19 protein-coding genes are annotated in these 24,510 nt (G+C 46.1%); 10 read left to right on the top strand and 9 right to left on the bottom strand.

Translation table 11 applies throughout. The annotated features are described in order from the left end of the window. The first annotated feature begins 59 nt into the window (after positions 1–59). From F8C82_RS08930 to F8C82_RS08900, 6 genes are all read left to right on the top strand, one after another. Positions 60–785 carry a type III pantothenate kinase gene (locus F8C82_RS08930; RefSeq protein ID WP_151693244.1) on the top strand — a complete coding sequence of 242 codons (726 nt, stop codon included), beginning with the start codon at positions 60–62 and terminating at the stop codon, positions 783–785. Beyond that, positions 775–2,091 (top strand): hypothetical protein, encoded by a 1,317-nt coding sequence (locus F8C82_RS08925; protein ID WP_151693243.1) that lies wholly within the window; start codon positions 775–777, stop codon positions 2,089–2,091. Before F8C82_RS08930 ends, F8C82_RS08925 begins: the two co-directional genes overlap by 11 nt. Before the next feature lie 46 nt (positions 2,092–2,137). Further along, positions 2,138–3,535 carry a tetratricopeptide repeat protein gene (locus tag F8C82_RS08920; RefSeq protein WP_151693242.1) on the top strand — a complete coding sequence of 466 codons (1,398 nt, stop codon included), beginning with the start codon at positions 2,138–2,140 and terminating at the stop codon, positions 3,533–3,535. A 3-nt stretch (positions 3,536–3,538) separates the two neighbouring features. Beyond that, positions 3,539–4,138, top strand: a complete 600-nt coding sequence (lptC, locus tag F8C82_RS08915; protein WP_151693241.1) for an LPS export ABC transporter periplasmic protein LptC — start codon at positions 3,539–3,541, stop codon at positions 4,136–4,138. A gap of 161 nt (positions 4,139–4,299) precedes the next feature. Further along, positions 4,300–5,544 carry a hemolysin family protein gene (locus tag F8C82_RS08905; RefSeq protein WP_151693239.1) on the top strand — a complete coding sequence of 415 codons (1,245 nt, stop codon included), beginning with the start codon at positions 4,300–4,302 and terminating at the stop codon, positions 5,542–5,544. 169 nt (positions 5,545–5,713) lie between these two features. Beyond that, positions 5,714–7,900 (top strand): peptidylprolyl isomerase, encoded by a 2,187-nt coding sequence (locus F8C82_RS08900; RefSeq protein WP_151693238.1) that lies wholly within the window; start codon positions 5,714–5,716, stop codon positions 7,898–7,900. Between the two features lie 371 nt (positions 7,901–8,271). On the opposite strand, the gene rodA is transcribed toward F8C82_RS08900, so the two are convergent. Genes rodA through purH form a run of 6 tightly spaced genes read right to left on the bottom strand, consistent with a single transcriptional unit; the run spans position 8,272 to position 15,293 of the window. Continuing rightward, the gene (gene rodA / locus F8C82_RS08890; RefSeq protein ID WP_151693236.1) at positions 8,272–9,540 is read right to left on the bottom strand and encodes a rod shape-determining protein RodA; all 1,269 of its coding nucleotides are present in this window, start codon (positions 9,538–9,540) and stop codon (positions 8,272–8,274) included. Continuing rightward, positions 9,537–11,387 carry a penicillin-binding protein 2 gene (mrdA, locus tag F8C82_RS08885; RefSeq protein WP_151693235.1) on the bottom strand — a complete coding sequence of 617 codons (1,851 nt, stop codon included), beginning with the start codon at positions 11,385–11,387 and terminating at the stop codon, positions 9,537–9,539. The genes rodA and mrdA overlap by 4 nt, the downstream gene beginning before the upstream one ends. Next, positions 11,384–11,890, bottom strand: coding sequence for a rod shape-determining protein MreD (gene mreD / locus F8C82_RS08880; protein WP_151693234.1), 507 nt, complete (start codon positions 11,888–11,890; stop codon positions 11,384–11,386). Before mreD ends, mrdA begins: the two co-directional genes overlap by 4 nt. Further along, the gene (gene mreC / locus F8C82_RS08875; protein WP_151693233.1) at positions 11,883–12,722 is read right to left on the bottom strand and encodes a rod shape-determining protein MreC; all 840 of its coding nucleotides are present in this window, start codon (positions 12,720–12,722) and stop codon (positions 11,883–11,885) included. Before mreC ends, mreD begins: the two co-directional genes overlap by 8 nt. 6 nt (positions 12,723–12,728) lie before the next feature. Beyond that, on the bottom strand, positions 12,729–13,757 hold the full coding sequence (locus F8C82_RS08870) for a rod shape-determining protein (protein ID WP_151693232.1): 1,029 nt from the start codon (positions 13,755–13,757) through the stop codon (positions 12,729–12,731). A gap of 9 nt (positions 13,758–13,766) precedes the next feature. Further along, on the bottom strand, positions 13,767–15,293 hold the full coding sequence (gene purH, locus F8C82_RS08865; protein ID WP_151693231.1) for a bifunctional phosphoribosylaminoimidazolecarboxamide formyltransferase/IMP cyclohydrolase: 1,527 nt from the start codon (positions 15,291–15,293) through the stop codon (positions 13,767–13,769). 102 nt (positions 15,294–15,395) lie between these two features. Here purH and F8C82_RS08860 point away from each other — a divergent pair, with 102 nt between their 5' ends. After that, entirely contained in the window at positions 15,396–16,634 is a 1,239-nt protein-coding gene (locus F8C82_RS08860; RefSeq protein WP_151693230.1) for an ABC transporter permease, read from the top strand. On the opposite strand, the gene F8C82_RS08855 is transcribed toward F8C82_RS08860, so the two are convergent. Together F8C82_RS08855 and F8C82_RS08850 are read right to left on the bottom strand one after the other, a co-directional pair. After that, a complete protein-coding gene (locus F8C82_RS08855) occupies positions 16,635–17,081 on the bottom strand; it encodes a GAF domain-containing protein (protein ID WP_151693229.1) in 447 nt (148 codons plus the stop codon). It lies immediately after the preceding gene. Continuing rightward, positions 17,078–17,437, bottom strand: a complete 360-nt coding sequence (locus F8C82_RS08850; protein ID WP_151693228.1) for a diacylglycerol kinase family protein — start codon at positions 17,435–17,437, stop codon at positions 17,078–17,080. The genes F8C82_RS08855 and F8C82_RS08850 overlap by 4 nt, the downstream gene beginning before the upstream one ends. A 154-nt stretch (positions 17,438–17,591) precedes the next feature. Between F8C82_RS08850 and F8C82_RS08845 the strand changes: the two genes are divergently transcribed. The 3 genes from F8C82_RS08845 to F8C82_RS08835 all read left to right on the top strand — a co-directional run bounded on the left by F8C82_RS08845 (position 17,592) and on the right by F8C82_RS08835 (position 23,304). Beyond that, complete coding sequence (locus F8C82_RS08845) at positions 17,592–19,715, top strand: gliding motility-associated C-terminal domain-containing protein (RefSeq protein ID WP_151693227.1); 2,124 nt, start codon at positions 17,592–17,594, stop codon at positions 19,713–19,715. Between the two features lie 6 nt (positions 19,716–19,721). Beyond that, a complete protein-coding gene (locus F8C82_RS08840; RefSeq protein WP_151693226.1) occupies positions 19,722–21,278 on the top strand; it encodes a PorP/SprF family type IX secretion system membrane protein in 1,557 nt (518 codons plus the stop codon). Positions 21,279–21,372: 94 nt separating this feature from the next. Next, a complete protein-coding gene (locus F8C82_RS08835) occupies positions 21,373–23,304 on the top strand; it encodes a T9SS type B sorting domain-containing protein (protein WP_151693225.1) in 1,932 nt (643 codons plus the stop codon). A gap of 76 nt (positions 23,305–23,380) precedes the next feature. Here F8C82_RS08835 and dnaJ read toward each other — a convergent pair whose 3' ends face one another. After that, positions 23,381–24,508 (bottom strand): molecular chaperone DnaJ, encoded by a 1,128-nt coding sequence (gene dnaJ, locus F8C82_RS08830; protein ID WP_151693224.1) that lies wholly within the window; start codon positions 24,506–24,508, stop codon positions 23,381–23,383. Positions 24,509–24,510 lie beyond the last annotated feature (2 nt).

Raw genomic sequence — 24,510 nt, 5'->3', positions numbered from 1 at the left:
CGGCAAATGTAAGCCATAATTTTTATTCTGCAATAGTTTTTGGTGCTTACCTTTACGGAATGAATGCCACTTTGGATTGGGGAAATACCCGTGTGAAGATCGGACTTTTTGAGGGTCAGCGACTTCGGCGCGTGGACTACATCGAAAATAATCGTCCGGATGTCGTGAAAATTTTGTCAGATTACCTGCAAAATGTCTCTCCAACGTCTATTCTATGGATGGCTTCAGGGGAGGTTTCGGAGGCGGGACGACTCCTTTTTGAGGATTTGAAGGCGACTCCGTTTACACATCAAACAACATTGGCGCACTCTTCTGTGTATGCAACTCCGCACACCCTCGGGTTAGATCGCATCCTAAATATGGAAGCCGCTTATTTTGAGTTCCCTCAAAAAAATGTTTTGGTGATTGATATGGGGACCTGCATTACCTATGATATTCTAAATTCAGAAGGGGTGCACGAAGGTGGAAGCATTGCCCCTGGATGGAAAATGAGATTGAGTGCTATGCACGAGTTTACCGCGAGTTTACCGCATGTAGAGGCACTTCCCACAGATCTAATTGGAGTTGACACCCTCACTTCTTTGCAGTCTGGAGCGTATAATGGAATGAAGAATGAATTGACGGAAACAATACGTCAGTATGAAGCCCGTTATAGCAACCTTCATGTAATACTGACGGGCGGAGATGCAGAGGCCTTTGACCTTCAAGCAAAAAAAGCCACCTTTGCACGTCAAAATTATACGCTACACGGACTGAATGCGATCCTTTTACAACATGCGCAGTGACTTTCGCCGTTTATTCGGCCTCTCTGTATTGATTCTCTTCGCGGCTTCGGCTACCGGTCAGACGGTATCTCCCTATTCCATTTTTGGGAACGGTGAACGCGAATCTGGAAAATTGGCCAACCAATTGGGCATGGGCGGGATTTCCACGGGACTCCGAGATCCACTCCAAATCAATATTTCTCAACCTGCTTCGTATTCTTCCTTGCTGTACACCACCATCGAAATAGGAGGTTTCTACCAAGAGACGTTCCTGAACGATGGGGCTCAACAAGTTCAAACCAATAGCGGTGGTTTTAATTACCTAAGTCTGGGATTTCCTCTCGGAGAGAAGTTGGGTATGTCGATTGGTCTCTTGCCTTACAGCAAAGTGGGGTACGATATTGAGGCCCGTACATCTACTCCTTTTAGCGATGCCAACGTTCAATATTCGGGCGAAGGTGGTTTCGATAGAGCTTATTTTGGATTGGGTTGGGAACTTTATAAGGGTTTATCTGTTGGTGCTAACGGTAGCTACTACTTTGGATCTAGTGAAAGATTGACGACCGTTTTGTTTGACAATACCAATTTCTATCACATTACTCGCGAAGAGAACATTTTGGCTTCAGGCTTTAGCTGGGATGCGGGCGTGCAATACCAAATGAACTTTAGCGGCGATAGAGATTTGATTCTGGGAGCGACGTTCACTCCAAAAACCACTATGAGTGGTGAAGTGAATGATCTGCAATACACCTTTACACAAAACGCTTCGGGTACTCGTTTCTACAACGATACCGTTTATTCTACGCAGGCCAAAAATGTTAACGTTGTCTTTAACTCCAATTACTCATTTGGGTTTACTTTTGGCGGCCGTCACGAACAGTTGGTACAGCACGCTTGGAGTTTTGGCGCAGGGTATAAGTTGATGAATAGAGATGAACTTACCGCCTCAACAGAAATTCGAGGAGAGTATCAGCAAGGGTTCCGTGCCAATATCGGTGGTCAAATGATTCCGTATTACACGTTTGACATGAACCGAGGAAATTATTTTTCTCAGATCGATTATCGACTCGGAGCGTTCTATGAGAACACAGGGTTAGTAGTTGGAGGTGAGGCGATTAACGACTTTGGTGGAACCATCGGATTGGGGCTTCCAATCGGTAGAAGAACACAGGCGCCAGGCGATGTAAAGCTGGCTACATTAAATATTGGAATGATTGTTGGACGTAGAGGCACAGAGGCGTCCGGCAACATTAGTGAAACATATACTAGGTTCGTTGTTGGACTTACGTTGAATGATAAATGGTTTACTCAATTCAAGTACCGCTAATTTCAAAATGATGAAACGGATACTGTCAATTTTAGCCTTGGGTCTGATGACTCAAGCAGTTTACGGTCAAGATAACCCTTACGGAGCAAATGATGCAGATAGCATCCGTTGCTTTGAGAACTACAACATTGCTGGTTCTCTATTTAATTCAAAACAATACGCTCAGGCGTATGAATCTTGGGATATCGTTTATACCACTTGTCCAGGTTACCACAAGAACCTGTACATCATGGGGCCAAACATTATCAAGTATAAGCTCAAGGAGGTTGAAGAAGCAGGTGATGAAGCTGCAAAGAATGCACTCGTTGACCAACTTCTTGCACAATACGATACTCGTATGAAGTACTTCCCAGGTAAAGAGGCATACGTTACTGCTGCTAAAGCATACGTTTTGTATCAATACCGTTTGGATAGCTCTATGAACGAGATCTACCAAATGTATGAGAAGGCGATTTCCATCGATCCAAAAGAGATGTCAGCTACTCAAATTCAGAGCTACTTCTTCGTAGCCGTGAAATTGTTTAACGAAGACGCTCTTGAGCTTTCTGAAGTGTTCGATATCTACAACCAAATTGATGAGGCGGTTGCAGCCAACACGGATGATTTGAACGTTGAGCTTGCTGAACTCAGAACTAAGAGAGATTCAGGTATGCTTGACGCCAGAGGGGCTCGTATCCTTCAAAGCGATTCACTTAGCCTTCGCAACTTCATAGCGGTTAAGAGCAACATCGATATCAAACTTCGTCCGATTCTTTCTTCTTGCGACAAAATCGCTTTGGTGTACAACGCTGAAAGCTACGCGGAGAACAAGGACAACGAAACTTGGATTCGCCGTGCGGTTCGTACCCTAGGTGCAGAATACACAAATGATAGTGGTGAAGTGGCATCTTGTCGCGATAACCCATTGTTCTTTGAAATGACTGAGCGTCTTTACCAAATGAATCCTTCTACAGAAGCGGCTCGCAACATGGGACGTCTAGCATTGGCTCGCAAGGATTACAGCAAGGCACTCCAGTACTTCGGTGAAGCAATGAACCAAGAGTTGGATCCAGTTCTGAAAGCAGACGACTTGTTGAAGTACGCTTACTGTCAGCAACAACTCGGCAGATTGGCAGATGCCAAGTCTAGCATCATGCAGTCAATTGCGTTGAATAAGACAGGACAGGCTTACCTACAACTTTCAGTAATCTACGCTAGTGCAGCTGGGGTTTGTGGTTCTGATGCCGTTGAGAAGAACGCCGTTTACTGGGCTGCTATCGATAAGGCCAACATTGCAGTGAGCCTTGATCCTAGCTTGAGAAGTGCGGCAAACCGCGCCATTGCATCTTACAAGAAAGGTGTACCTACCAAGCGTGTCGCATTCGACCTTGGCAAAACGGAAGGAACGAAATACACTATAGGATGTTGGATTAACGAAACCGTTACTTTCGAGTTCTATAACTAAGAGATGAATTCCACACGGACATATCATAGGATGAGGGGGATAGCTTTGGCTGTCCCTCTCTTTTTGTTTATCACCGCTTGTGTGAATGATCAAAAACAGGTTCGTGAAACCGTGAGTGAATACGATGGCCCGCTTCGCGTTCAGAAGGAGGTTGATTATACCTACACGGATAGTGGAATTGTTAAATTGAATTTTGTTGCACCTCTCGCACTGGATTATTCGCATCTCGAGGAAGATGCCTATCTGAAGTTTCCAGATGGAGTAGATGTCACCTTCTTTTCCGACTCAGGAACTGTGGAAACGACCTTGCGCGCAAATTCTGCCATTCAATTTATTGATGAGCAGCGTTGGGAAGCGGAAGGCGATGTTCAAGTACACAGCGTAAAAGGGGAATCCCTTGCTACGGAAAAGTTATATTGGAATATGAAAACCCACCGTATTTCGTCTGATCAACAAGTGACGATTACAACACCCGATTCGAAGATATGGGGGAAGGGGTTTGAGGCCGATGAAAACATGAATGAATACGAGATACACGAAGTATTCGGAACGATATTTTTAAATGAATCAGACTCGACAGAAACGACTACTGAGGACCTTTGAGTTCCTTTGGATGATTGCCGCTGCCGTTATGGTAGTGGAATGCTATGTAGCATTCTCGGGTGGCGATACCACGAGAGGATTGATTTTGTTACTTTTGGGATTGTACGCTGGCTTCAGGTACGTAACTACGGGTATGAAGCGTAGAAAACTCTAATCCCTATATGGCTGAGCCTTATATAGTCATTCTTCTCGCGCTCCTCGCTTCCGCATTTTTTTCGGGAATGGAGATCGCATTTTTATCGGCCAACCGCTTGCAGATTGAGCTGGAAAGTAAGAAACGCCGACTTCCGAATATCATTATATCGTATTTGGTAAAGCACCCAACGCGCTTTATCTCTACAATGTTGGTGGGGAACAACGTGGCCATTGTCCTCTTTGGTCTTTATCTACCTGATATTCTCAGTCCGTATTTCCAGTGGACTGACTCAGAGTATCTCGTACTCCTTTTGCAGACCATCATTTCTACGGTTGTAGTGCTCTTTTTGGCTGAATACTTACCAAAAGCGCTCTTTAGCGCTCGATCGAACGAAGGCCTTAAAGCCTTTTCGATTCCAGTGGTGGTATTCTACTTGCTGACCTATCCCATCGTTTCAGGGATAACGTCTATCTCGAAGTATCTCCTTCGCGTGGTTTTCAAAACCAACCTCGATTCTGATCAGCCCGTTTTTTCGAAGGTGGATATCGATCATTACATCGAAGAGAACACCAACAACGACGATGAAGAGGTGGATCACGAGATCGAGATTTTCCGAAATGCCTTGGATTTTAGTGATATCAAAGCCCGTGAATTCATGATTCCTCGCACGGAGATTCTCGCTGCTGAAAAGGCAGAGGGCATTTCTGAACTCCACCGAAGATTTATTGAAACTGGGTATTCCAAAATCATCGTTTACAACGAGAACATCGACAATATTATCGGGTACGTTCATGCTTACGAGCTTTTCAAAAAGCCTGAAAATATCCGCTCTATTCTCCGCCCCGTTAGTTTCATTCCAGAAACGATGACGGCTAATGATGTCCTGAACCTCTTTACCCGCGATAAGCGCAATATGGCCATTGTCCTCGACGAGTTTGGCGGCACTGCTGGTCTAATCACGCTGGAAGATGTCGTTGAAGAAATCTTTGGAGATATTGATGATGAACACGATACCGATGAGCTTCTGGAGCGTCAGGTAGGTCCGAATGAATACATATTTTCCGCTCGTTTGGAAATCGATTACCTCAATGACGAGTATCGTTTTTCACTCCCCGAAAGTGACAATTATACCACGCTAGGTGGATTGGTTACCGATATGCTGGAATCCATCCCAGAGAAAGGCGAACGAGTAGCGCTAGATGATTACATTTTGGAGGTTCACGATGTCAGCTCCAACCGCTTGGAGGAAGTGCGGGTTTTGGTGAGATAGTAGAAAGTCTACAGCTCGGTTGGAACCTGTGGCCCGTGCGATGGACGTCGCGTCCTCAGTACCAGCGCACATAACATCATTATTCCGGCGAAATTCTACCCTCGATACTCCCATTATTCCACTTGTACTTGTATATTCGCAACCTTGAACTAAAACTTCCTTCGAGTACATGGCTACTTTGGATAACATTCGTAAACGATCAGGTCTTGTTATTACCTTGATCGGCGTGGCGCTAGGCGCATTCGTGTTGACCGATGCTTTGGGCAGCGGCGCAACTTTAAATAGTGCAAATCAATCTATCGTTGGTGAAATCAACGGTCAGACGATTGATAACACTGACTTCTCCAGTAGAATGGAGGAGATCCGCAAAGTGGATCAAGCCTATTCTAATTTAGCTTCAAGTGCTTTGGCAAACATCGTTTGGCAGAATTGGGCACGTGAGGTTGTGATGGGTGAGATGTATGACGAACTCGGCTTCAAAGTAACAGGTGCCGAATTGAGTCAAGAGGTGATCAACAACCCGAACATTCGCCAAATGCCTGCTTTCCAAAATCAGAATGGCATGTTCGATCCAATGTTGATGTCTCAAATGTTGGATAACCTCGAAGCACAAGCATCGCAAAACGAACAAGCTCTTGAGCAGTGGAACGGATGGGTTCGCTTTGAACAAGACGTGAAAGAGCAAGCGCTTACCTTCAAGTTTAACGACGCTGTTGAGTTGGGTGTATACACTCCAAAAGCTCTAGCTCGTCACAACTACATGTATGGCAATGTGTCTCACGATATCGCTTTTGTTCAATATCCTTACGCCGACATCGCTGATGATGAGGTAGAGGTAACAGAGGCCGATTTCAAATCTTACTACGAAGAGAACAAGTTCAAGTACAGCCAGCCTACAGAGTCTCGCGATATCATTTTCGTAAACTTCCCATTGGAACCAGCACAGCGCGATAAAGACGCAGCTAGAAATGAGTTGATTAGCTTGATCAACAAAAAGGGAGTTTACAACAATCAAACCGGTAAAACCGATAGCATCCCAGGTTTTGCGGATACAAAAGATGATTCAACCTTCGTAATGCTCAACAGTTCTCTTCCATACCGCAGTGGTTTCTGGAGAGAAGGACAGTTGGGTAACATGGATTCAATCATGTTCAACGCAGAGCCAGGATTCATCTATGGTCCATACGAAGAAGCAGGTGCATACAAAGTAACCAAGCTTCAGGAAGTTCGCATGTTGCCAGACTCAGTGGAAGCTCGTCACATTTTGATCGGCATTCAATCTGAGCGCAATCCAGAAGGTCATCCTCCTGCAGAAGCAAAGTCAATTGCCGACAGTCTTTTCGCGTACGTGAAAGAGAACAGAGGCGAGTTTGCTACCGTGGCGAAAGAAATGTCTGAAGATCCAGGTTCAGGTGCTGAAGGTGGTGATCTTGGATTCTTTGGTCCTAATCAAATGGTTCCTTCTTTCGGTAACTACTGTTTCCAAAATGAAGTGGGTGATCTCGGACTTGTTTCAAGCCAGTTTGGTTACCACATCATTGAAATTCAAGACCAAAAAGGTTCTTCTAAAGCTGTTCGTGTGGCTACGTTGACAAGAGACGTAGTAATGTCGAACGAAACGGAGAAAGAAATCTATAACCGCGCTGCTGAATTTGCTGCAGCTGTTGGTACAGGTGATTTTGCTGCTGTTGCAGAAGAGCGAGGGTATGTAGCTCGTCCAATGACAGAACTGAAAGAGAACGCCGATAACATCCCAGGTTTGGGTCAAGCTCGTCCAGTTGTGAAATGGGCGTATGGCGCTATGATGAATCAAACGACAGGCGAAAGTGGTGTTGAAGTAGGTGATATTGAACTCATCAACAACGACAACACTGCTTATGTAGTGGTTCAATTGACCGATGTTGCTCCTAAAGGAACGAAGTCGTTGGAGCGCGTGCGTGAGCAAATTCGTCCAATGGTGATCAACCGCGCTAAAGCGGATCTTATCATGGAGCGTGCTAAAGCGGACATGGAAGGCAAAGAAAACATCCAAGCCATCGCAAATGCTTCTGAATACAACATGAGCATCCAGCAGATTCGTTTGGGTAATGGTGCTATTACCGGTGCGGGACAAGAGCCTACTGTCGTGGGTCAAATGTCAGCATCACAAACCGGAACCATCTATGGTCCAGTTGCAGGCAACCAAGGAGTTTACATTTGGCAGCAAAACGCAGCAACGGAATTCCAAGACAAAGGCGATTACAACAACGAAGCTAACGCACAAACGAGCTCTATCAAGAGCCGTGTGAACGCTCAACTTCTCAACGCTCTCTTGAAAGAGGCGGAAATGGAAGACAATAGAATTAGATTTTATTGATAAGTACTAGGTAGGTATTAGGTGCCGAGTACTATGTTATAGAAACCTCCTCTGTGCAATGCATGGGGGAGGTTTTTTTGTGGACGGGTGTTTGGTGACGGGGGACTGATGTCTGGTGACGGGTGACCGATGTCTGGTGACGGGAGACGGATGTTTGGTGATGGAGGATTGATGTCTGGTGTTGGGAGACGGATGTTTGTTGATGGGGGTCTGCACAGGCACTAAGTGCTCGTATGGATTCGAATGGAGACACCGAGCAATTGTTCAGTCTGGATGCTAACGTCTACATGAACTCGGTGCATGACGTTGGACATGGATCACTAGACATCCAGCATTAGTCACCCGGCGATCTCATCATCAATCACATCATCTCACAACTCATCCCACCTATTCGCATCCAAGCGTATAAAGATGAAGAGCAAGGTGGTAAAGCCCCACAAAGAAGATCCCCCGTAGCTAAAGAAAGGCAGAGGAATGCCAATTACGGGCGCTAGGCCTAGTGTCATAGCGATGTTGACGGCAAAGTGGATGAAGAGAATGCCAACGACACTATAACCGTAAATGCGTGCGAAATTGCTTTTCTGTCGTTCGGCTAAGAAGGTGAGCCTTCCTAGTAAGCCTAGGAAGAGTAATACGGTGATGCTACTCCCTACAAATCCCCACTCTTCGCCTACCGTACAGAAGATGTAATCGGTACTTTGTTCGGGTACGTAGTTCAACTTGGTTTGGGTTCCTTCTAAGAAACCCTTCCCTGAAAGACCACCAGAGCCAATTGCGATCAGCGATTGCTGTGTGTGGTAACCCACGCCCATGGGGTCGTCTTTGAGCCCTAAGAGGACGCTAATACGATCGCGTTGGTGTGTTTGTAATACGTTGTTGAACATAAAACTGGTTCCATAGGCTACAACGGAAGAGTAGAATACGAGGCCTATTAAGGTCAGGGTGATTCGCTTTTGATTGCGCAAGGTCCAGTAGGCCAGTCCTCCAGTAACGATGATGGCGCCAATAACATAGATAGGAGGGAAGACCAGTGAGAGGATGGCGACCAGCGCACTTAAGAATGCTAGAAATAGATACATGCCCGGTAAACCTTCTCGGTAAAGAACCAGCATGAAGGATACAAAAACCAAGGCCGAACCTGTATCCGGTTGGGCTAGAATGAGCAACATGGGGAGCCCCATAATCACAATGGGCCACCACCTATATCTCCATTCTCTAACGTCTACTTGAAGCGTGCTCAAGTACTTCGACATCGCCAGAGCGGTACCAAACTTGGCAAATTCAGAAGGCTGTAAACTAAAGGATCCCAGTTGAATCCAACTCTTATTTCCTCCTATCTCCTTACCGATGATAAGTACTAGAACGAGAAGGAGTAGGGTAGCGCCGTAGACGGGATAACTGATGTTGTGGTACAATCGAACGTCGCTGAGTAGAATGGCTAGGATGAGAACACCACTGGTAAAGATCCAGATCATCTGCTTGCCATACTGCTGCGATGTATCCATGATGCTTTTGTGCTCCTCGCTGTAAACCGCGGCATAGATGTTAATCCAGCCTAGGAATACCAGCGCGGCATACAAGAAGACCGTCCACTTGTCAATTCGGGTAAAGACACTTCCAGATCTCGCTCGTGCACTCATGGTTCTACGTAAAGTGAATCGTTCCCGTACAACTCAATGAACTGCTTGCGGTATTCCTCGCTGAGAGAACCGTTAATCATTCTTTCGTACATGCTCTCTCTACTGATTTCTCCCGTGAGGTAGTATTCCGTAAGGAGAGATGCAATAGGAGCAGCCCATCTGCTTCCCCAATAGCCGTTTTCTACTACAATGGCTATGGCAATTTTTGGATTGTCTTTAGGTGCGAAGGCAATAAAGATGGAGTGATCCTGACCGTGAGGGTTTTCGGCTGTACCCGTTTTGCCACAAATTTCAATGCTTTCAATTCTACTGGCCCTTGCCGTACCGTGTTCAAATACATCGAACATCCCTTCAATAACCACGGGGAAATGCGCGGAGTCTACAGTGGTGTATTTGGGAACGGTGTATTGGGGATCATCAAGAGGCTGACCGTCTACCGATTTAACGATGTGTGGAGTGTAGTAGTACCCTCGATTGGCTACAGCAGCGGTCATATTTGCAAGTTGGATGGGAGTCACCAACATCTCTCCTTGACCAATTGCTAAGGAAATGGTACTCACCGCTTTCCATCCGGTATAGCCAAAGGCCCGATCGTAGTAATCTGCTGTGGGAACTAATCCTCGCCTTCCCGTCGGTAAGTCGTTGTTCAAGAATTGTCCAAGTCCAAAACTCTTTACGTGATTGCTCCAGGCATTCATGCCCTCTTGTGCCGATGGATAGTTTTCAATGATGCGCTTGAAGACGTTACAGTAATAGTTGTTGCAGCTCTTTTCGATGGATTTCCGCAATGCCATAGATCCGCCTCCACAGTGGCAACCTACATGGAGTCGACCAAAATGGAACCCACCGTGACAGGTGTAGTGTGTGTATGGATGGAGCGTTCCCTCCTGCAATCCAATTAGGGCATTGACGATTTTAAATGGGGAACCTGGAGGATATTCAGCCAGTAATCCACGGTCAAAGAGCGGTTTGTTAATGCTGTCGCGATAGAGACGCGTGTAATTGACACTTCGCTGTCTTCCTACCAATAAGTTGGGATCATAGGTAGGTGCACTCACAAGGGCGAGGATTTCTCCTGTTGAAGGTTCTATCGCCACAATGGAGCCACGCTTACCTCGCATGAGTTCCTCTCCCAGTTGTTGCAGTTTGATGTCGATGGTGCTCACCACATCTTTCCCAGGGACAGGAAGGGTGTCGTATTTTCCATCCATGAAACTGCCCACTTCTCGGTTGTGGTTGTCTACGAGGATGTAGCGTCGACCCGCTTTCCCTCGAAGAACTTCTTCATAGCTCTTGTCAATACCACCTTGGCCAGTTAGGTCGCCCATACTGTAGCCCGGGTTGGCTCGGATGAAGCGCTCGTTTACTTCCCCAATAAATCCAACTACATTGCCTGCACCGTGGATGGGGTAATCTCTCAAAACCCTTTTCTGGGTATAGAATCCTTTGAATTTGTACAGCTCCTCTTGAATGCGGGCATAGCGATCATCCGACATCATCCCGTAAAAAACAGAAGGTTGATACGGAGAATAGCGACGTGCCTTATCGAGGTATTTGAGGACATACGTGGTGTCTACATCCAATAAGTTGCAAAGTAAGGCCGTGTCAAAAGGTTCAACCTGACGAGGAATGACCATAACGTCATAGCCCACTTGATTGGCTACGAGTAGTTCACCGTTTCTGTCGTAAATATACCCTCGGGAAGGATAGAGCTTCACCTCGCGTTTTGCGTTGTCTTCCGCGCTTAGCTTGTACGTCGCGTCTAAAACCTGAATAGAGAAAAGTCGCCAAAGGAAGATGATTCCCAAGGTGGCAAATAGAAAGTAGAATAGTAAGTCTCTTCTCATGACTCCTCCCGATAGACGAATAATTGCGTGATGTAGATCATCACTAGGGTAACCGGCACAGAGATAAATGTACGTGACAAGACGGAAAGAACCTCACTAATTCGGAAGGCTTCCATGAGGAAAAGCCAAAAGTGATGGACAATGATGCCAATTGAAACGTAAGTAAAGAAGCGAGAGCTACCCATGGTCCATAGGCTAACTCTACTCAAGTCTTCATCTGCGCGCGGATACGTCAGTCGCAAAATGGTCGGTCGGAGATAGGCGAGTAAAAGTGTGGCAGAGGCGTGTGCCCCTCCAGAGTTTTCAAAGATGTCGATGATCAATCCCGAGGCAAATCCCCAGAAAAGCAAGTTTGTTCTACTCATTCCCGCCGGAAGAGTAAGGACAAATAGCACGTATAGATACGGGTTGAGATACCCCGAAAGTTGAATGTGATTCAATATCAGAATTTGGAAAAGCGACAAAAAGAGGAGTCGCCCTATGGTGCGCAGCGTATCACTCATCGTCTTGTTCTTCTCGGTTTTCCAATTCTTCTCGTTCTCCTTTCAGTAAGTCAACTACAATGTAAACATGATCCAATGCGCTGAAGTCGGTGGCCAAGGTAAGCTCCACTTCATAGAATTGATCTTGTGGTTCAATGTAGAAGGTGTCCACTATTCCAATCGGTATTCCTGATGGGTAAAGTCCTGATCGGGTGTCGGTTACTACCGTGTCGCCTATGCGGAAATCTGCTTGATGTGGAATATCGCTCAGCTGAACATGGCGATAATTCATGTTAGAAGGCCATGAGATGGATCCAAAGAAAGGAGCGTTCATGAACTTACCAGATAGACGTGTTCTGCTATGGATCAATGGTATGACGGTGCAAAAGTGCTCTGAAACATCGGTAACCAAACCCACGGCACCGTCTCCACAAATCACACCCATATCGGGTTGAACGCCATGGATGGTTCCTCGGTTCAAGGTCAGATAGTTGTTACGCTTATTGATGGAGCTGTTGATGACCTGAGCTTCGAGAAAGTTGTACTGTTGAATGTATAGCGTATCAACAATACTATCTCTATCCACATAAAGTGAGAAGTAGGATGACTCCAGCGCAGAGCGAAGAGCGGCATTTTCTGACGCGAGGTTTCTGTTGGTTTCGCTGAGATTGATGAAATCTCGAACAGCGCGGTAGTTTTCCAACAAGCTTCCCGATACGGCATTCGCCGAAGTAGCTACTGCGGATTTGTGAAACGCATTCGCTCGAACGATCAACGTCAATGCTACAACCTGTAAGGCAATAAACAGCAGGAGAACCCGCCTCTTCCAAAAGAATTGCAGCAAATATTGCATCTAATCTTATCGCATTAAGAGCGTACGGTACTTATCTAGGTTTTTCAAGGTAATGCCCGTTCCACGAACCACGGCACGAAGTGGATCTTCAGCAACGTATACAGGAAGATCGGTTTTCATGCTCACACGCTTGTCGAGTCCGCGAAGGAGTGAACCCCCACCGGCCATATAGATACCGCTGTTGTAGATATCGGCTGCCAATTCTGGTGGAGTCATCGACAAAGCTTCCATAATTGCATCTTCGATACGAGTGATGGACTTGTCAAGAGCACGAGCAATTTCCTTATAAGTTACCGTGATTTGCTTCGGTTTTCCGGTAAGGAGGTCACGACCTTGAACATCCATATCATCCGGAGGATTGGGAAGGTCATCAAGAGCTGAGCCCACTTGAATTTTGATCTGCTCTGCCGTGCGTTCACCTACGTAAAGGTTGTGCTGGGTTCGCATGTAGTATGAGATATCATTCGTGAACACGTCGCCGGCCACTTTGATACTCTTATCACAAACAATACCTCCCAGGGCTAGGACAGCAATCTCGGTGGTACCACCTCCGATATCAATAATCATGTTCCCCTTTGGTTCGAGGACATCCACCCCGATACCAATGGCCGCAGCCATCGGTTCGTGGATGAGATATACTTCTTTAGCATTGGCCTTCTCGGCAGAGTCCTTTACCGCGCGTTTTTCAACCTCGGTAATACCGCTTGGAATACAGATTACCATGCGGAGTGTAGGAGAGAAGTACTTGCTTTTTAGTGATGGGATGCTCTTGATCATTTCGCGGATCATGTGCTCGGAAGCCACGAAATCCGCAATCACACCATCTTTCAACGGACGGATCGTCTTGATGTTCTCGTGCGTTTTACCGTGCATCTGCATCGCGGCATGACCAACGGCCATAATGTCGTTTGTGCTGCGATCGAGCGCAACGATAGACGGAGCATCAACAACAACCTTGTCGTTGTGAATGATTAGTGTATTCGCCGTACCAAGGTCGATGGCGATGTCTTGAACAAAAAAATCAAAGAGTCCCATTCGTGTGGATCAGTGTTTAAAGTGACGGTAACCGGTGAATACCATGCCCATGTTGTTGGCGTCGCAATAGTCGATGCTCAACTGGTCTTTGATAGAGCCACCCGGTTGAATTACCGTATCGATTCCTTCACCGTGTGCAATTTCAACGCAGTCAGGGAAAGGGAAGAACGCATCCGATGCCATAACGGCACCGTTCAAATCAAAGTTAAACGATTTTGCTTTTTGAATAGCCTGTCTTAAAGCATCAACGCGTGAAGTTTGACCAGTTCCGCTTGCGAGAAGCTGACCGTCTTTCACGAGAACGATGGTGTTCGACTTGGTATTCTTGCAAAGTGCGCTAGCGAAAAGTAAGTCTTTTACCTGAGCTTCAGTAGGCTCAACTTTGGTAACGGTCTTCAAATCTTCCGCTGCGTCTGTGTGGTAATCGCGTTCTTGAACCAACACACCGTTTAGGGCCGTACGCGCAATAAATTCTTGCGGACGAATATTTTTCACAACGAGAATGATGCGATTCTTCTTCTGCTTCAAAATCTCAAGTGCCTCTGTCGTGTAACTAGGCGCTAAGATCACTTCGAAGAAAATATCGTTTACTGATTCTGCTGTTTTTCCATCGATTTCTACGTTGGAAGCGATGATGCCACCAAATGCACTTACTGGATCTCCCGCCAAAGCATCGGTCCATGCCGTAAATACATCGCTGCGCTGAGCCAATCCACAAGCGTTGTTGTGTTTGATTACCGCAACGGTAGGATCTTGCTTCCAGAATTCTGCGATCAATTGAGCGGCTGCGTCTACATCGAGAAGGTTGTTGTAACTTAACTCTTTTCCGTGAAGTTGCTCAAACGCTTCATCTAAATTTCCGTGGAACCAACCTTGTTGGTGTGGGTTCTCTCCGTATCGAAGGGCTTTTCCGCTACGGATGCTGCGCTTGAATGAAGTGCTCTGTGGAGCAAAGAAGCCGTGGATGGCTGTATCGTAATGCGATGAGATGTCGAAGGCGTATCCCGCAAAACGGAAACGTTCTTCCAAATTGGTTTCGCTGTTGTTCGCTTGAAGAACTTCCAAAGTCTCGGCGTAGTACTCGCGAGATGGAACGATCAATACATCCTTAAAATTCTTTGCCGCGGCGCGAATCAATGAAATCCCGCCAATATCAATCTTCTCGATAATATCCTGCTGAGAAGCACCAGAAGCAACGGTTTCCTCGAAAGGATAGAGGTCCACAACCACCATGTCGATGTCTGGAATGTTGTGTTGTGCTTTTTCTTCCAAGTCGTTCTCGTTGTCTCGACGGTGAAGGATCCCACCGAAGATGGCAGGGTGAAGCGTTTTAACTCTTCCGCCAAAAATGCTCGGGTAATTCGTCTGACTTTCAACTGGAATAACGGGAAGCCCAAGACCTTCTAAAAAGGATTGAGTTCCTCCTGTAGAATAGAGAATTACTCCGTCTTCGTGGAGTTTACGTGCGATGGGCTCAAGACCATCTTTGTAGAAAACTGAAAGTAGTGCGCTCTTGATGCGTTTCTTGCCGCTCATGTGGTGGGATTTACAAAGGAGCAAAAGTAGTGAAATGCGGGGGGTGTGGCAAGGTAATTATTGAGTCAGATTTATCGTACTTTCGACTTTCAAAGAATCGACATGAACATTCTCCAGATCACCAACGAAAGTGTGCGCTTTGCATGGGAGTCTCTCGTGGCTAACAAAGTCCGTACAGTACTGTCTCTCATGGGAATGACGTTGGGGATTTTCAGTATCATCTTGGTTTTCTCCATCGTTGACACTTTTACCAAATCCATTCGTGATTCCATGGAAAGTGTGGGTAGCGATGTAGTGTATATCCAAAAGTGGCCTTGGGGCGGCGGCGGCGGACAATGGTGGAAGTATTTCCAACGTCCGGAACCGACCTATGAGGAACTGACGAAGTTGCAGCATCGTCTAAATACTCCTGAATATGCGGCTTTTATGATGGTGATTTCGGGTAACTTGAATTACCGGAATAACGTGACGGAGAACGTGCAGATGACGGGAGTGTCTGCTGATTACATCGATATCTGGAAGACGAAAATCGACAATGGTAGATATTTCAGTCCATTGGAATCGAATAATGGTCGGCCTGTTGTTTTGTTGGGATACGATGTGGCGGAAGGTCTCTTCGGAGCATTGGACCCAATTGGACGTGAAATTCGCGTGCTCGGAGAGAAGGTGACTGTGATTGGAGTGATCGCCAAGGAGGGGAGTAAGATGATTGGTCAGAGTCACGACGAACTCATACTACTTCCTGTGAACTTCATGCGTCGAAAAGTTAATGAGCACCAAATTCAAGGAGCGGCCATTATGTTGAAGGCCAAGGAGGGAATTTCCTTAGATCAAATGAAAGCCGAAGTGGAAGGAGTGATGCGCGGATTACGTCGACTTCGCCCTAAGGCTGAGGACAATTTTGCTTTGAACGAAATCAGCGTGATTCAATCTGGAGCAGAAATGCTCTTCAGTGTACTTTGGTGGGCAGGAGTGATTATTGGCGGATTTGCCTTAATTGCCGGAGGTTTTGGTGTGGCTAATATTATGTTCGTAAGTGTGAGCGAACGAATCTCGCAGATTGGAGTTCAGAAGGCGCTCGGCGCGCGTTCCAGTTTTATTCTCACTCAATTTCTGGGAGAAGCGGTAGTTCTCAGTTTGATCGGTGGCTTCTTTGGATTGTCGCTCACTTACCTTGTGCTAACCATTGTCAATGCACAATTTGATATTGAACTCGTGCTGTCGTTCAACAACATTATGATCGGCGTGTTTACCTCTGCTTTTATTGGGGTGATTTTCGGAATATTTCCTGCGCTCACTGCGAGTAGGAAGGATCCGGTGGAAGCAATGCGGGCGAATTGATCAAAGTACCATGGCAATTTCTGCACATACAGCGTTGAGGAAATCTTCATCTTCGCTGGTGAAAGGAGATGCGTAATGAGAGTCGATGTCCAGTTGGGCAACTAGCTTTTGCCCCTTGTGGATGGGAACCACAATTTCCGATTTCGTCTCAATGCTGCAAGCGATGTAATTGTCTTGCTCACTTACATCTTGAACAGTAAAGGTCTCTCCAGATACGGCCACCTGACCGCAGATTCCCTTGCCATAAGGAATGCGAGTGTGTTCAGTTTCGGCTCCAGCGTAGGGACCAATTTCCAAGATTTGTGTGACGTCGTTCATGTAGTAAATGCCGACCCAGTTGTAATATCGAACACTCGACTTAAGCGTCTCACAAACATTTTTAAGTCCACTTTGACCCTCGGTTTGAATGATCTCTCGTACGTGGTTCAGTATGTCGGTGTAATTCATGCTTCTACAATGTAGGGTGTGAAAATAATAGCGGCAATGGCCACTGCAAAGATAGCCGCTATGAGAACGGCTCCTGCAGCAATATCCTTACATTTTCCAATAAGGGGATGGCGATCGGGATGTACAGCGTCGGCGAGGTTTTCGATAGCGGAGTTAACGGCTTCAAGCGAAAGCACCAATGCGGAAATAAGTAAAATATTAACCCAGTGAGCTGAACTAATGTGAAAGTAGAACCCGGCAACAATGACCGTTAAGAGAGCGGTGATGTGGATTTTAAAGTGAAATTCGCGAAAAAGGGAGAATAGTCCTTTAAAGGCTACGCCAAATGCGCGAATTCTCGAATTTTTTGAAACCATACCAACCGTAACTAAGTTCTTAACGTATAATCAACAAAGTTGCACAATCAAACATTCACAATCAACATTTACCAATCGACAGGAAACCTTATGGAAACATATTATTATAAGAGTGGTAAATGCATTAATTTGCACGCTGAATAAACCCTATTCGATGAAATTACCACTACAACTGCGATGGCTATTTATAGCTATCATGAGTATGGCGGGCACAGCTTCATTCGGCCAAGCCACTCAATTTACGCAAACTCCTAACGCTTCGGTGTGTACAGGAGATTCTCTCACAATGACGCTAACGGTTTTTCCAACCTATCTAGCAAACAACAGTTTTTCAGTATTCCTTACCCCGGGAAATGCGGCAACCGCGGATTTCACAAATGCTGCAACGGAGGAGTTGCCGATTGCTAAGTGGATTCCCAACACAGGTTTTCCTGCATCGGATACGAATGATGCTGGTACCAAGCAACTGACGGTGATTATTCCGGAAACGATTACTACGAATGGTACGTACTCCATTCGAATCGAGTCGGATAACCCTGCTACCATCAGTAACAACGTATTCGAAGTTGCTGTGAACGTTACCATCCCGGCGAGCATCGATTCCATCCGAGGTGGTTTCGACAACGTGTATACGCCAGGCGATACAACGGACTGGGGTAGATGTACAACAGATACCGTGATTTTATATGCCAACCCGGGTTTCAATTACCAGTGGTACTTGAACGGTGTTCCAGTTCGCATTGCCCAGCCGGGTAGAACGGATGATCGTCTGGATTCATTGGTGGTTTATGCTCCAGGTGATTACTACGTAGAAGTGAGCTCAGGGCCGGTTTGTCCGGGTACTTCAGAACATCAATTGATTCTGAATTACATTCCTGCGCCTGTTATTCAAACTCAAATTTCTCCTTGGGTAGAAGTGTTGGATGATCCTGCCAACTTGTTAATCGATAGTATCCAATTCTGTGAAGCAGATTCAGTGCTTCTTTACGGATTGCCAGAAGCTTTCCCACTGGTTGAGGATTACCAATATCGCTGGTTGAGAGATTCTGTCAATGCGATGGGTTTCGATTCTCTCGTGCCTATTAAGGGAGGAATGAACGATAGTATCTGGATTACTTCAGACATTGTCAATCAATCGGTAGTACCTAATTACATGAGGTTCTACTTAGAAGTAACAGAATTGAATTCAGGTTGTGTCGCTGTTTCAGAATTCCCTCGCTACTTCTTTATGGATACGATTCCAGATGTAGATTTTAGTGCCATTCCATGGCCAGGTGAAACTAGTGCACCAACTACTATCTGTATTGAAGACAGTATTCTCTTCCGCGCCAATACTATTGGAGGTTCAGATTATCACTACCAGTGGCAAGTGCAATATCCATTGGGGAATTCATGGCAGAATTTGATCAATGATACTTTGCCAGAACTACAAGTAGACACAGCTCTGGTTCCTGATTCAGCTGTATATCGACTTCGAATTGACAACTTTACCTGTACCTATTGGTCGGTGCCAATTCAAGTGAATGTGGTTCCGAATCCATTCTTCCAATTCTTACCGGGTGATTCTGTGGCACTTTGTCCAGGTGACTCTGTACTCGTAGCAGTAAACGGTAATGGTTTGCAGTACACTTGGTCTGACGGATTTATTGGTCAGAGCCGATATGTAAGCACTCCAGGTTCGATGTGGGTACAGTCACAAGGTGTTAATCATTGTAGATATTACGATACTTTGGTTGTTTACCCGTTGGTAGTTAATGCCAGCGCTGGTCCAGATCAAACCATTGGTATTGGCGACAATGTACAGATGGCCGCTTCAGGTGGTGTGACGTACAGATGGTATGCGGATAAGCCTGTTTACTTCAGTGATGATAGAGATCCGAATACGCTCTCTCGTCCAGTGGAGGATACAACCAAGTATTATGTTGAAGTGACCGGAGCAAATGGCTGTACGGCGATTGATTCCATGATGGTTTATGTTGAAGATCCATTTGGAGGTAATCCGAACTTGAGCAATGTTCAAAACGTAATGACTCCTAACGGTGACGGTATTAATGATTATCTCGATTTGAGCGAGGTGATTAAGACCGACAACTGTGAATTGACCATCATGAACCGATGGGGTGCCACAGTGTACACTGAAGAGAATTACTCAAACGGATGGAGTGGAACCAATGATGGCGGCGATGAGTTGTCTGATGGTACGTACTACTTCCTATTAACATGCGGTGATGAAGTACGCTTCAAAGGACCTATCACTCTCATTCGCAATAACGACTAAGCCGCTATGAAAAAGTCATATTTACTTACGCTCACATTGGGATTGGTGATGGGAACTGCATCGCAGGCTCAGCAAATTCCACTCTACAGCAACTACTTCTTCACTCCATTTATTTACAACCCTGCTCAATCGGGCTCTACGGGGGTAACGGAGGCCAGCATGATGCACCGTCGTCAGTGGTCAGGCATTGAAGGTGGTCCAGAAACTTCTGCCATCACGCTTAATGGAGCGTTGAATCGTGAAAAGGTTGGATACAGTATTTACGGGTATCAAGACCGCACAGATATTATCCAACGCATCGCCATCTATGGCTCTTATGCCTACCATGTTCGCCTATCTGACAAAAACTCTTTGAGTTTCGGTTTGGCGGCTGGATACTTGGATAACAACATCGATTTCGACAAAATCCGTGTACATGAGGAATACGATCCACTTCTATTCCCAAATCTTCGTCGCGGTAATTTCGACCTAAACTTTGGTGTGAACCTTCGCATTGGAAGCTTCCAAGTAGGAGCTGCGGTTCCACAATTGTTGGGAGCTCCGGTTGAGTATTCCAACAACTACAGTGGTCCGGTTGAGTACAGTTTGATTCGTCACTTTGTATTCAACGCACAGTACGATTGGGAGATTCAAGGAAACAAGCGTGTATTGAGCCCGATGATTATGGTTCGTACAGCACCGAATGTTCCAACTCAAATTGATGCGGGTGCCATGTTCAACATGAAAGACTACGGTTATATCGGAGCTATGTTCCGTTCTGACTATGCTATCACTGCGAATATTGGTGTTCACCTAACAGAGCAATTGAGTGTGGGTTATGCATACGATTTCAGCACCAACACTTACGGTTCTCAGTTGGGAACTTCTCATGAGTTTATCTTGACGTACCGCTTTGGTTCGAACCGCGAGATGGAACGCCTCGAAAATGATATCAACCGAATTAAGGCTAGCCAACGCAGTCAGAAGGAAGATATGGACGAAGAACTCAGAGAGCGCTTCGAAGAGTTCAAGGAAGAAATGGAAGCTCAGAATAAGCGTCAACTCGAAGAAATGGTTGACGGAATGACGCTTTCAGTTCCGGGTCAACAAGGTGATGGTCAAGGTACAGCAGGACAACCAGGCAGAACGGGGCAGCAAGGTGCTGACGGCAGACAACCGGGTGCAACGGGACAACCAGGTGCAACTGGTCAACCAGGAACTTCGGGTCAACCGGGAACTTCTGGGCAACCTGGTACCACCAATCCACGTACTGGTGAAACAACCGGCACAGGAGGCACTGAGAATGGTGGATTCCCTACCGAAAGTCTTCCTGGAAGCTATGCTCCGGGATCACCGGGCTACTATGTTACAGCTGGTGTATTTGGAAATGAAAACAACGCCCGTAGATTGATGGAGCGTTTACAGGGTCAAGGATTGCAAGTGAATATCTTCAAAGACTCTGTCAACAACATGTACTATGTATATCTATTGAGATTCAATGATTACAACAGTGCAGACAACGCGAAATCATCTAACTTAAATGGACGATATGATGGTCGTTTGTGGATTAAGATTGTAGAGTAATCTGCACTCCAAACACAAAGTGATTATGAATTGACTAAAGGGCCGTTTATGTATAAGCGGCCCTTTTTTTGGCTAATAAAAACCCCTCTCCCTCATGGTTAGAGCCCAGAATGTACTGCTATGGATTTGCTTTTTTACTCTTTCGTTTACTTCGAAAGCGGCCCACCTAGTAGGTGGTGAAATATCCTATGAATGTACAGGAGGAGGCAACTATGAAGTCACCTTGCGCATCTATCGAGACTGTGCAGGCGGAGGTGCTGGCTTTGACGGCTCCATTACCATCATGGTTTTTGACGCCATTACGAATGCAACGGTGAAATCCATCAGTGGAGTCACACATGGTAATGTTCAAAATGTACCCCTCAACTTAGGTGATCCGTGTTTAACGGTGCCAGCCGGACTGTGTATCGAGTATACCGAATATGTGGCATCCGTGAACTTACCTTCTTCACCGAATGGATATGTAATCACTTATCAGCGTTGTTGCCGTAATAGCTCCATCTCTAACATTCCCACTCCGGGCAACTGGGGGAATACCTATACCATCAATGTTCCTCCAAACGACCCATGTGCAAATGCACCTTCATTTGCCAATACCCCACCTGTGGTTATTTGTTTGAATGAGCCCTTGAGTATTGATGCTTCGGCTACAGATATAGACGGAGATTCTCTGTATTACGAGTTTTGTGAGATTCTCCATGGAGGTGCGCCGAATAACCCGGCTCCAACTCCTGGTCCTCCGCCGTATCAAAAGATTCCGTTCAACGCTCCTCAAACATTCGACAATCCTATTCCAAGTAGTCCTCAGATTACCATCGATCCAAACACGGGATTGATTACAGGAGAGGCTAATCTTCTCGGACAATACGTGGTAGGAATATGTGTGTCGAGTTATAAGAATGGCACTTTTGAAACGACAGTTCGTCGGGATTTTCAATTCAATGTGAGCAGTTGTGTGCGGAATGTGGTGAGTGATATGGTGACTCAAGCCGAAGATAGTTCACTCTATTGTGCGGGTAGAACAATCACATTTACCAATCAATCCAGTGCCAATGCCACTACGCTTTTTTGGGATTTTGGGGATACGACTTCTGTGAACGATACCTCTTGGTCCATGAGTCCAACATATACTTTCCCTCGACCTGGCATTTATAACGTGACGCTGATTGCGAACCCAGGAACAAGTTGTTCAGATACGGTGGTTGAGGTTTTTGAGGTTTATGAAGATCCAGAATTGGAGTGGGGGATATTAAGTGGAAGTGTGTGTTTTAAAGTTCAGGAAATTTATTTCGGAGCCATCGGCATTAACATTCCTCGTAACCCCACTTTTGAATGGTATTTTGGTGGTAATCCAGCGCCGAATATCACCTACTTCCAAGGTGCATTCCCTCCGGCTATCACTTGGCCGTTACCAGGGAAGTATCCAGTAACAGTAGTGATGAAATCCAGTACTTGTGTGGATTCCATTGTAGATACCATAGAGATTGTTCGATTCAATCAAGTGGTAGATGCAGGGCCTGATCAAATCATTTATGAGGGAGAAAATGCCACCATGGATGCATCCGGCGGGGTTCGATACCGCTGGTACGCCGATCACCCTGTTTACTTCTCGGATTACACGGATCCCAATACACTCACTCGTCCTGTGGAAGACACCACAAAGTACTACGTGGAAGTCACTACGGCAGATGGATGTGAGGGGATTGATTCGCTTCTCATCATTAAGGTGCCGCCAAACTGGCCCAATCCCGATTATTCAGATTTGCAGAATGTGATTACTCCCAATGGGGATGGACTAAATGATTATCTCGTCATAGAGGAAATCACGCGCGGTAGAAGTGTGAAGTTTATTCTCATCAACCGTTGGGGTACAGAGGTATATCACGAAGATCAATACGACGGCCAGTGGCACGGACAAAGCGATGGAGGAGATCCTTTACCTGATGGTACGTATTACTATATCATCCAAGAGGGGGTGAATGTAATCTTTAAAGCGCCAGTGACGATTATACGGAATGGAGATTAGACATGAGTCTCCAGACACCGACACCAGTCATCAGTCACCAAACAAATAAAAAGCCGCTCCTAAGAGCGGCTTTTTTTTATTGACCAAACATGTCTTTCACACGTTCAAAAAATCCTTTTTCATTCTTGCCAGGATGAGGCTGGAAGTTGTCGGAGTTTTGAAGTTGTTCGAGAATCTTCTTCTCTTCACTGGAGAGGTTTTTAGGAGTCCACACATTGAGGTGAACTAGCAAGTCGCCTGTTCCATACCCCTCAACGCTTGGAAGTCCTTTACCCTTTAAGCGGAGAACCTTACCACTTTGAGTACCGGCATCAACTTTCACGCGGGCTTTGCCAGTGATCGTAGGGATTTCAACACTTCCTCCCATGGCAGCAGTAGGGAAGGTGATGTACATATCAAAATGTAGGTTATTACCATCGCGCTTCAAGGTTGGATGTTCCTCTTCTTCGATGAGAACCATAAGGTCGCCTGCTGGGCCTCCCATTGGGCCTGCATTCCCCTTACCGCTCACGCGCAACTGCATTCCGTCAACTACCCCTGCAGGAATTTTAATGCTAACGGTCTCTTCTTTTCTCTCAAGTCCATCGGCACCTACGCCAGCAGGCTTCTTATCGATGGTTTTACCTGTACCATGACAAGTAGGACAAGCGCTAGCCGTTCTCATCTGACCGAGAATGGTGTTTTGAACGCGCTGTACTTGACCCGAACCGTGACAAGTAGAACAAGTCTTATAGCTTACGCCATCTGCTGCTGTAGCGCGACGAATCTTGATTTTCTTCTCCACTCCATGAGCGATATCCTCAAGAGTGAGTTTTACGCGAACGCGAAGGTTGCTACCACGTTGGTGACGAGAGCCTCCGCCGCCACCGCCGAAGCCTCCAAATCCACCTCCGCCGCCAAACGCGCCGCCAAAGATGTCTCCAAAATGACTGAAGATGTCGTCCATGTTCATACCACCACCGCCAAAGCCGCCGCCGGCGCCAAAGGCTTGGTGACCAAACTGGTCGTATTTCTGACGCTTCTCGGGGTTTCCAAGAACTTCGTAAGCTTCTGCCGCCTCTTTGAACTTGGCTTCCGCTTCTGCGTCGTCTGGGTTCTTATCAGGGTGATATTTGATGGCTAACTTTCGGTAAGCCTTCTTAATCTCATCCTGACTAGCGCTTTTGCCTACGCCGAGTATGTCATAAAAATCACGCTTTGCCATTG

Origin of the sequence: Phaeocystidibacter marisrubri, from assembly GCF_008933165.1 — a bacterium.
Classification (GTDB): domain Bacteria; phylum Bacteroidota; class Bacteroidia; order Flavobacteriales; family Schleiferiaceae; genus Phaeocystidibacter; species Phaeocystidibacter marisrubri.
Note: the sequence above shows the minus strand (reverse complement) of the source record. Positions and strands in the feature narration are given on the sequence as shown.